At 69.4% G+C, this 9,384-nt stretch carries 7 protein-coding genes; 4 read left to right on the top strand and 3 right to left on the bottom strand.

The genetic code is table 11. The features are described 5' to 3' along the window. A partial coding sequence (locus CKO28_RS16095) for an IS66 family transposase (protein WP_200341826.1) occupies positions 1 to 683 on the top strand: 683 nt, incomplete at its 5' end. Between the two features lie 478 nt (positions 684 to 1,161). On the opposite strand, the gene CKO28_RS29350 is transcribed toward CKO28_RS16095, so the two are convergent. Beyond that, complete coding sequence (locus CKO28_RS29350; RefSeq protein WP_367575749.1) at positions 1,162 to 1,461, bottom strand: PilZ domain-containing protein; 300 nt, start codon at positions 1,459 to 1,461, stop codon at positions 1,162 to 1,164. A 335-nt stretch (positions 1,462 to 1,796) separates the two neighbouring features. Between CKO28_RS29350 and CKO28_RS16085 the strand changes: the two genes are divergently transcribed. Continuing rightward, entirely contained in the window at positions 1,797 to 2,156 is a 360-nt protein-coding gene (locus CKO28_RS16085) for a MurR/RpiR family transcriptional regulator (RefSeq protein ID WP_200341824.1), read from the top strand. Between the two features lie 486 nt (positions 2,157 to 2,642). On the opposite strand, the gene CKO28_RS16080 is transcribed toward CKO28_RS16085, so the two are convergent. Both CKO28_RS16080 and CKO28_RS16075 read right to left on the bottom strand, forming a co-directional pair. Further along, entirely contained in the window at positions 2,643 to 6,089 is a 3,447-nt protein-coding gene (locus CKO28_RS16080; protein WP_200341823.1) for a DEAD/DEAH box helicase, read from the bottom strand. A gap of 158 nt (positions 6,090 to 6,247) precedes the next feature. Continuing rightward, positions 6,248 to 6,859 (bottom strand): plasmid pRiA4b ORF-3 family protein, encoded by a 612-nt coding sequence (locus tag CKO28_RS16075; RefSeq protein WP_200341822.1) that lies wholly within the window; start codon positions 6,857 to 6,859, stop codon positions 6,248 to 6,250. 228 nt (positions 6,860 to 7,087) lie between these two features. On the opposite strand from CKO28_RS16075, the gene lptF reads away from it, so the two are divergent. Both lptF and lptG read left to right on the top strand, forming a co-directional pair. Next, the gene (gene lptF / locus CKO28_RS16070; protein ID WP_200341821.1) at positions 7,088 to 8,215 is read left to right on the top strand and encodes an LPS export ABC transporter permease LptF; all 1,128 of its coding nucleotides are present in this window, start codon (positions 7,088 to 7,090) and stop codon (positions 8,213 to 8,215) included. Beyond that, positions 8,212 to 9,354, top strand: coding sequence for an LPS export ABC transporter permease LptG (lptG, locus tag CKO28_RS16065; RefSeq protein WP_200341820.1), 1,143 nt, complete (start codon positions 8,212 to 8,214; stop codon positions 9,352 to 9,354). Before lptF ends, lptG begins: the two co-directional genes overlap by 4 nt. Positions 9,355 to 9,384 lie beyond the last annotated feature (30 nt).

Below are 9,384 nucleotides of genomic sequence, written 5' to 3'. Positions count from 1 at the left end.
ACGAGACCGGCGCTCGGGTAGCCGGCCAGAAATACTGGCAATGGGTGTTCGGCTGCGCCACCGCGGTGCTGCACAAGGTGGCGCCCAGCCGCGGCAAGGCGGTCGTCCGGGAGGTGCTCGGCGAGCACGTCCCCGCGGTCTGGGTCTCCGACCGCTTCGCCGCGCAGACCGGGCACGGTGAAAGCCGGCAGCTTTGCCTCGCCCACCTGCTACGGGACGCGCAGTACGCCATCGACGCCGGCGACACGGTGTTCGCCCCGCCGCTCAAGGAGCTCCTGCTGCGCGCCATCGACATCGCCCGGCGGCGCGAAGAGCTCCAGGACAACACGCTCTACCAGTACCGATGTCGCCTCGACCGCGAACTTGACGACTTGGTCACGCGGCCATCGGACAGCCACGCAGGTGAGAAGCTGCGCGGGCAGATCCGGCGCGTGCGCTGCGAGCTGTTCGTGTGCGTCACCAACCCGGGTGTGCCGGCGACCAACAACGCCAGCGAGCGCTACCTCCGCCCGGCCGTAATTTTCAGGAAGATCACGCAAGGCTTTAACGCCGAATGGGGCGCTGCTTTCTACGCCGGCGTGCGCTCCGTCGTCGACACCGGCCGCCTATACGGCTTGAGCCCGCTCGCCGCCATTCGGCGCGTCCTTGCTGGCCAATCCGTTATTCTACCGGCCGCCGCCTGACCTACTCACCGGTGGGGGTGAGCAGTCACGCTTCTCAAGGCGTTGACGTTTTCATCCAGGGGTGGGTGCCAGGGCTGAACAAAGTGCAGTTGACCAAGGCGTTCCGTGAAGGCGGTATTGGCCTTAATGCTGCGTCTAGACGTACTGGTGAGGTCTTGAAAGGACACGAAGTGCGAGCGCACTTCAATCAGTTCGACAGCCCATCAGCAGCTCGTGCTGCGCTTGAGCGGATCGGCGTTGAGCGCGTTTGGTCGCCGCGATAATCCGGCAACTAGCGCCTCTAAACATCTCACCCCGTACTCATTTGTAACGAAGACCCCTCAGCCCAAACTTAGCCTGTCGAGGCGATAGCCTGGGCTGAGGGTAAAGCCTGTCCCATTTGGCCGATGACTATATACTGGATAACCGGATTCGACGGGATAAGCCCTTAACAAAAACCGATCATTAAAAGGTCAATTGGACATCCACAGGGCCCGCTCTACATGTGCAGATCAAGAAAGACATTTGAGTCGATCTCGATAAATCGAAAACCGACAGCATCTTCGGATCTCCAAGCAGCCTCGGCGATGAACCAACCAAGCGTGCCAGATGGCGTCTTGATTTGACCGCGGACTCGATCACTGCGGGCAAAAGGTTCGATCGTGCCCCGGAGCCTGAACCCGCCCGCCGACCAGTCTGCCGTTCGATACCGATGGTTCTCGATTCTCACCATAAGCGACGGCAGGCGATGCCGACGGCTGCTACGGCGCTCTCGGATCTTCGATACTAAACCGATCATGCCGACCAAGTTAAGCGGCTACGTCTTTCAGAGACGTTAAAAGCGGCTCCAATGGCCGCGCGTGGCCCCAGCCATTGCGTCCCGTAGCGTGGTGTAACAGAGACGGCCATCTGGATGTCGCCGCGGGTTGGGCGGATTTTTGTCGGTCATGATGGTCGGCGGTTGGCGTATTGACGCTTTCCGGCAACCGCCGCCCTACCGGTATGGTTGCGTTGCACCCGCGCTGCCGTATCTCGGACGTAGGCAAGCTGCACAGCCACCCATTGTTTCAGGATGGCTCGCCGTTGTAGCGCGTCAAGTCAGGGGTCCGCCTGATCCCCACGACCGGCCTGGACATGGCCGAGGACCTCGCGGCTGTGGGTGAGGACGACGCCGGTCTGGTGATCGGTTTCCGACGCCGGCCGCAGTTGCTGATCCCGGTGATGGAGATGATGCGAAGCGCCGGTACCCGGGTTGTGCTCGTCACGGACATGAGCGCCGCGGAGAGCCCCCGCCTCGCCGACAAGACGATCCGCTGCCACAACCGTGGACCCGGCCCGTTCGACCCCTACGCCGCGGCGATGCGCGTTTTGAACCTGCTGGTCTCCGAGGTTTCAGGTCATCTCGGACCCGAGGCGACGCGCTACAGTGAACGGGTCGAGACCGTGCATGCGCGCCTCGGCGATCTCCGCAGCGGATACCATACGCCGGAGTAGCGACGGCGGGCCTGCGAAGTTACGCGACTGGTCGCGCTCCCGCTGCCCCGGTTGGCTGAAGCACGGCCGTCGTTCTGGCGTAGCCTTCGAACAGCGTTGACGAATAGCGGACCGCTTCGCGCAGCGCGTCGGCTATCGATCCGTTCACTTGGCGGAACTCCGAAGTCTCTCGTTCACGGTGATCAGATCGGGAAGCGCCGTTCCGAGATGGCTGAATCTGCGCGATGACGGCTGCGTCAGGCTCGCCGCGCCCACGGACGCGCTTTGTGCCCGACTTCACGCCCCCCGGCCGCGCGCCCGAGCGGAGCATGCACGCCAGACATCCGGACATCGATGGCACACTGTTTCCCGGGCGCTTGACCGGCTTCGATGTCTACGCGGTTTTCGACTGCGCCCTGGGGCGGCGCCCATCCCATCGAGAATGCCCTTGACCTCGGCCAACGAACAAACCGCCGATGGCCGGGCGCGAACTCCGGCGGCGCGGCGTCACGCGGCGATCGGGGCCAGCAGGCTCTCCACGTCGGCTTCGGTGAAGGCCGCCCCTTCGCCCGCCTCGGCCGTATGCACGAGTGCGGCGAGGTCGCGCTTGCGGCCCTGCATGTCGACGATGCGTTCCTCGACCGTGCCCTCGGCGATCATCTTGTAGACGAACACCGGCTTGTCCTGGCCGATCCGGTGCGCCCGGTCGGAGGCCTGCGCCTCCACCGCCGGGTTCCACCAGGGGTCGTAGTGGATCACCGTGTCGGCGGCGGTCAGGTTCAGCCCCGTGCCGCCGGCCTTGAGCGAGATCAGGAAGACCGGCACCTCGCCCGCCTGGAAGCGCTTGACCGGGGTCTGCCGGTCGCGCGTCTCGCCCGTCAGGACGACGTGGCCGTGGCCGCGGGCGGCGAGGGCGTCCCCGATCAGGGCGAGCATCGAGCTGAACTGGGAGAACACGAGCACCTGCCGGCCCTCGGCGACCAGGTCGTCCAGCATGGCGAGCAGCCGGTCCAGCTTCGCCGATTCCTGGACCTGCCTGGCGGCGTCGAGCTTGACCAGCCGCGGGTCGCAGCAGACCTGACGCAGCTTGAGCAGCGCGTCCAGCAGGGTGATCTGGCTGCGGGCGACACCGTGCTTGCTGATCTCCTCGCGCACGCGCTTGTCCATGGCGACCCGGACGGTCTCGTAGAGGTCGCGCTGGGCGCCGCCCAGCTGAACGTGCTCGTGGGTTTCCGTGCGGGCGGGCAGCTCGCCAGCGACCTGTTCCTTGGTCCGGCGCAGCAGGAACGGCCGCACCCGCCGGGCGAGCGCCGCCCGGCGCTCGGTGTCGCCGTGCTTCTCGATGGGGGTTCGGAAATGTTTCCGGAAGGCGGTCCGGTCGCCGAAGAGGGACGGCACCGTCAGCCGCAGCAGCGACCAGAGCTCGTCGAGGTGGTTCTCCACCGGCGTGCCGGTCAGGCAGACCACCTGCCGGGCGTCGAACTGGCGCAAATGCTTGGCGGCGAGCGCGTCCGGGTTCTTCACCGCCTGGGCCTCGTCGCAGATCAGCAGATGATACCCGTGGGCCTGCAGCGTTTTCGCGTCGCGCGGCAGCAACGCGTAGGTGGTCAGGACGAGGTCAGCGTCGGGGATGGCGTCGACGCGCTGCTTCCGGTCGGGGCCGTGCAGGACGAGCGTGCTGAGCCCCGGGGCGAACTTCGCCGCCTCGGCGCGCCAGTTCCAGATCACACTGGTGGGCGCGACCAGCAGGCACGGCCGGTCGAGGTGCCCCTGCTCCTTCTCGCTCAGCACATGGGCGAGCGCCTGCACGGTCTTGCCCAGGCCCATGTCGTCCGCCAGGACGCCGCCGAAGCCGTGCCGGGCGAGCGTCTGGAGCCAGTCCAGACCGGCGTGCTGGTAGGGGCGCAGCGTGCCCGCCAGACCTTCCGGGACCGGGACCCCCGTCAGCCCGCCCCCCTCGCGAAGGGTGCGGGCGAGGGCGCGGACATCGGCGCCGCCGCGCACGGTGAGGTCGCCGCTGTCGCTGGCGTCCTCCACCGGGGCCAGCTCGCCCATCTCCGCGCCCGGCAGGCCGATGGCGCCGTCGCGCGGCGCGCGGTCGAACAGCCCGCGCAGCGCCCCGGCGATCCGCCGCGCCCGGCGGGTCGGGAGCGCCAGCACGGTCTGCGCGTCGAGGCGCAGGTAGGTGGGGGCGTCCGTCTCGGCGGCGGCGTCTTCGTCGGCGCCGGCCTCGCCCGTGGGGAACTGCCGGAGCAACTCGCCCACCAGCGGCAGGAGGTCGACGCGCTCGCCGTCGATCTCGATCCCCAGGCTGACGCCGAACCAGTCGTCGGCGCTCTGGGTGTCGATGTCGAGGGTCCAGGCGCGGTCGGTCTCCCGGACGAGGTAGGGAAAGTCCGCCTCGATCTCGATCGACCAGCCTTCCGCGCGAAGGTCCGACACGGTCGCGTGCATGAACCCGAGCCACGCGTCGGCGTCCTCGCGGCCCTCGGCGTCCAGGAAGGTGTAGCCGCGCGGCGGGGCCGTGTAGGGCGTGGCCGCGCCCGCCCGGTAGACGGTCTTCAGCCCGAGCTCGGCCAGCCGGTTGGCGATGGCGCGCTCGGCCGCCCGGTCGCGGCGGACCACGACCAGCTCGTCGCCTTCCAGCGACTCAAGCGTGTCCTGGCCGGCGTCCAGATCCACCGAGGTGCTGGCGTAGCGCGCTTCCGCGACGCCGATCGTCACGGCGGTTCCGACGTTGGCGTAGGCCGCCTTCCAGCTGCGCCCGCCGGACCCCGGCAGCAGCTGGCTCCGGGTCAGGCGCAGGACCGGGGTCGGCGCGACCTGGGCCTCGCGGCGCGCGGTCGGCGCCGCCGGCAGCGCCGGCAGGGTGACGCCGTGCTGCTCCAGGCCCGCGCGCAGGGCAGCCGCTTGGGAGGGTTTCAGCGCCGGGGCCCGGAGCAGCTGGGCGGCGGCCGACGCCGGGACGTCCGCCTCCGCGACGCCGATCACCCCGGCGGCCGTGTCGACGTAGTGCAGCGGATCCAGGGGCAGGATCGCGAGGGTTTCGGCCGCGACCGCGTCGTCCGTGGGCGCGAGCGCGAACCGCTGCGTGCCGTCCGGCTCCTTGCGCCAGCCGCTTTCCAGCGCCAGCGGATCGCCGGCGGCGAGCGGCGGCGACGTCCGGTGCGACTGCCAGTACAGCCGCCCGGTCTCGCGCATCCGCTTGAGCAGCCACGGGGCGAGCGGCGCGCTCAACGGGATCGGCCCGCTGGTGCCGCCCGTGTACATCATGCGGGTGTAGGCCCCGTGAAAGCCGGTCGGCTCGGCGCCGAGGTCGGTGTCGCCGGCGAGGACGCGCAGGATCTGGACGTCGTCGGCGGTGAGGAACTTCGCCGGCTGGCCGCGCAGGACCTTGAACGGGTCGTAGGGGTTGTCGGTCTTCCCCCAGGCCCCGGACTTCAGCACCGACACCGACCGGGGCCGCACGGCCACGACCGCGCCGCTTCGGGTCGGCTGAAGATCCAGCAGGTAGACCAGGCGTTGCCGGCTCGCCGCGGTGTCCGGGTCTTGGACGCCCGAGAGGCGCGTCAGCACCTCGTGCCATGGCCCCGGCAGGGTTGCCGGGTCCGTCATGTCCGGCGGCGTGGCGTCGTCTCCTGTGTCTGGCGCCGACAGGCGGCCGCGGTCGTCCGCGGCGAACATCAGCGCGGCGACGTGCTTGCAGTTCATCGCCACCGGGCAGGAGCAGATCCCGTCGACCCGCGGCCGTCCCTGGGAGTCCGTGAATATGTTGGCGTCGACGAGGTAGGGATCGCGTTGCCGGCCGTGGACGTAGCCGGTCAGCGCGAAGCGCTCCGGTGCGACCTCCAAGATCTCGTCGATTTCGACGCGCCCGGAGTCGGCGTAGATGCGCCCTTCCTCGAGTTCGCGCGGCGACAGGTCGCCGCTGGCGGTCCATGGCTGGTCGGGCATTCGCGGTGCGTCTCCTTACTTGGGCGGCCGGTGGGAGCTGAGCCGTGCCGACCTGCGGCCGGGCGGCCCGGGCATCGGGGGCGCGCCGGCTTAGCCCGCGCCCGGGTCCGGCGTCCGAAGCGCCTTGCGGGCGTCGGGCCGGACCGGGTCGCTTCGGGTCAGGCGCCCACCGCCTTGGTGCTCCGCCGGCCGCGGGGCCGCCATTCCCGCCGGAGCGCTTCCAGCCGCTTCTCGATCCCCTCGGTTTCCGGCGCGTGCGGATCGATGCCGTCTGGATACCACTCGGCGTACTCGGCGTGGTCGGGATGCGTGGGATCGTCGAGGATCGCCAACAAGGCGGCGTAGCCGAACGGCCCGCCGCAATCTTCCGGCGGGGTGCGCCCCTGGGCGTGCAGCAGCGCCGGCGCCGGGCGCTCGGGGTCGGCGTCGCGGACCTGCAGGATCCGGATGTCGTGGAGCCAGTCGTCGCCGAAATCGTACAGGTAGCGCAGCCGCTGGCGGCCCTTGCGCGCCAGGGTGCCGATCTTGATCCCCTCCTCGGGCTGGACCGGCGGGCCGAAGCCGTCGCGGACCTCGGGCGGGCCGTAGCGCGTCTCGCCCGCCTGGAAGCTGTGCAGGTGGTCGTCGTCCCACTGGAAGGTCACCTGCAGCACCTCGTGCAGGTCCGCCAGGGTCATCTCCGCGGGCACCTCGAAGCGCCGCCGCACGGTGGGCTCGACGCCGCGCAGGTCGGCGCTCAGGCGCACCACCTGCTCGTACCGTTTGGCCATACCACCTCCGTTCGTCTTGGACGCCGCGCGGCTGAAACCGTCGCATGGCCGGCCGGGCCGGACGCGATGCTGACATAGGGTTAGCCCGGACGGCGGCACTGGGGCAACCGGTCATCGCCGGCCGGGGCTCCGCGCTGGACGCTCCGGCGGCGGAGGCGGTAAGACGGGAGCGACCGTGGCGCCGCCCGCCGGGCGGCCCACCCCACCGCGCGCGGCCAGCCCTCCTTCATGTCGGTTCTGACCAAGTACATCCTGCGCCAGCTGATCTGGGTCACGGTGTTCATCACCCTGGCGCTGACGCTGGCCGTCTGGCTGTCGCAGTCGCTCAGGTTCATGGACTACATCGTCAACCGCGGGCTGCCGGTGAGCGACTTCCTGGCGCTGATGAGCCTGATGCTGCCGCGCTTCTTCGGCGTCGTGCTGCCGATCGCGACCTTCGTGGCGGTGCTGTTCTTCTACAACAAGCTGGCGAACGAGAGTGAGCTCGCGGTGATGCGCGCCGCCGGCCTGAGCCAGTGGCAGATCGCCAAGCCGGGCGTGATCCTGGCGGCCGGGCTGACGGTGGTGGTCTATTCGGTCTCGCTCTACTTCCTGCCGGCGAGCTACCGCGAGTTCAAGGACCTGCAGTACGAGATGCGCAGCAGCTACTCCTCGGTGCTGCTGCAGGAGGGCGTGTTCAACACCCTGGGCGAGAATCTGACCGTCTACGTCCGCTCCCGGACGTCCGAAGGCACGCTGCGCGGGGTGATGCTGCACGACGCGCGCGAACAGCCGGCGGTGACGCTGCTCGCCGAGCGCGGGGCGATCGTGCAGACGGACGCCGGTCCGCGCGTCCTGTTGATCGACGGCAGCCGGCAGTCGGTCGACGAGGCCGACGGCAAGCTGTCCATGCTGTATTTCGACCGCTACACGGTCGACATCGAGCAGCTGCAGCAGGCGGTCGGCGACCGCTGGCGGCAGCCGGAAGAACGCTACCTGCAGAATCTCCTATGGCCGCGCGACACGGACGCTGACCAGCGCTACGCCAGCGAACTGATCGCCGAAGGCCACCGGCGGCTGCAGTTCCCGCTGTACACGCTCGCCTTCGCCGGGATCGGGCTGGCCACGATCCTGGCCGGTGAGTTCTCCAGGCGCGGTCAGGCGCAGCGGATCGGGATCGGGGTCGGCCTGGTGGCCGGGCTGCAGGCCGGTCAGCTGGCGCTGGTGGACCTGACGATCGGCAACCTGGCGCTCGCCCCGCTCGGCTATCTGGTCGCCGTCGCCGCGATCGCGGCGCCCTTCTACGTGCTCCTCCGACATCCCGGACGGCGGACCCGCAGCCCCAGGCTCGCAAGCGCGTCGGAGGCGGCGTCTTGAGTGTCGCCGCGCCGCAGCGCCGGACCCTGCCGCGGCTTGGGCGCGGCAACCTGGCGCCGACCCTGCTGATCTACCTGGGCCGGACCTTCCTGACCCGCTTCCTGGTGCTGTTCGCCGGCATTTCGGCGATCGTGCTGCTGATCACGACGGTCGATCAGCTGGACCAGCTCGCCTCGGCCAAGGGGGCGTCGCTGCTGACCGCCGTCCAGATGGCGCTCCTGAAACTGCCGCAGCTGGCCCAGGAGGTGATGGCGTTCGCGGTCCTGTTCGCCGCGATGGCGACCTTCTGGCGCCTGACTCACACGAACGAGCTGGTCGTCGTCCGCGCCGCCGGGGTGTCGGTCTGGCAGATGATCGCGCCGGCGGTCCTGATCGCGCTCCTGATCGGGGCGCTGACGACCACGCTGCTGAACCCGCTGTCCTCGGTCATGCTTAAGCGGTTCGAGCAGCTGCAGGCGCGCTACACCGGCGATGCCGACGCCACGCTGTCGGTCTCCGAGACCGGCTTGTGGCTGCGCCAGGCGAACGACGGCGGCCGGGCGGTGATCCACGCCCAGCGTGTGCGGCAATCGGACATGACCCTGTTCGACGTCGTCGTCTTCAGGTTCGACCAGGCCGATCGCTTTCAGAGCCGGATCGACGCCGACCGGGCCCGCCTGGCGGACGGGCGCTGGATTCTCAAGGACGCGCTCTTGACCGAGCCCGGCGGCGACGGGACCCGCCGGGCGCAGGTCGCCGTGCCGACCGACCTGACCGCCGACAAGATCTATCAGAGCTTCTCCCCGCCGGAGACGATCTCGTTCTGGCGCTTGCCGGAGTTCATCCGGCTGCTGGAGAACGCCGGGTTCGCCGCCGATCCGCACCGTCTGCAGTTCCATCGCCTGTTGGCCAAGCCGATATTGTTCGCCGGCATGGTGCTGCTCGCCGCGATCTTTTCGCTGCGCCAGCACCGGCGCGGCGGCGTGGCGCTGACCATCTTCGGCGGCGTGCTGACCGGCTTCGGCGTGTTCGTGCTGTCGAACCTGGTCTTTGCCTATGGGCTGTCCGCGACCTTCCCGGTCCCGATCGCCGCCTGGACACCGTCGCTGATCATCGTGATGCTCGGTGCCGCGGGTCTGATGCACCTTGAGGACGGCTGAGCGCGAGGGGGACGAGCAGGCGATATGGGG

Origin of the sequence: Rhodovibrio sodomensis, from assembly GCF_016583645.1 — a bacterium.
GTDB classification, from domain to species: Bacteria; Pseudomonadota; Alphaproteobacteria; order Kiloniellales; family Rhodovibrionaceae; genus Rhodovibrio; species Rhodovibrio sodomensis.
The sequence above is the reverse complement of the archived record's forward strand: the minus strand, read 5'-3'. Positions and strand labels throughout refer to the sequence as shown.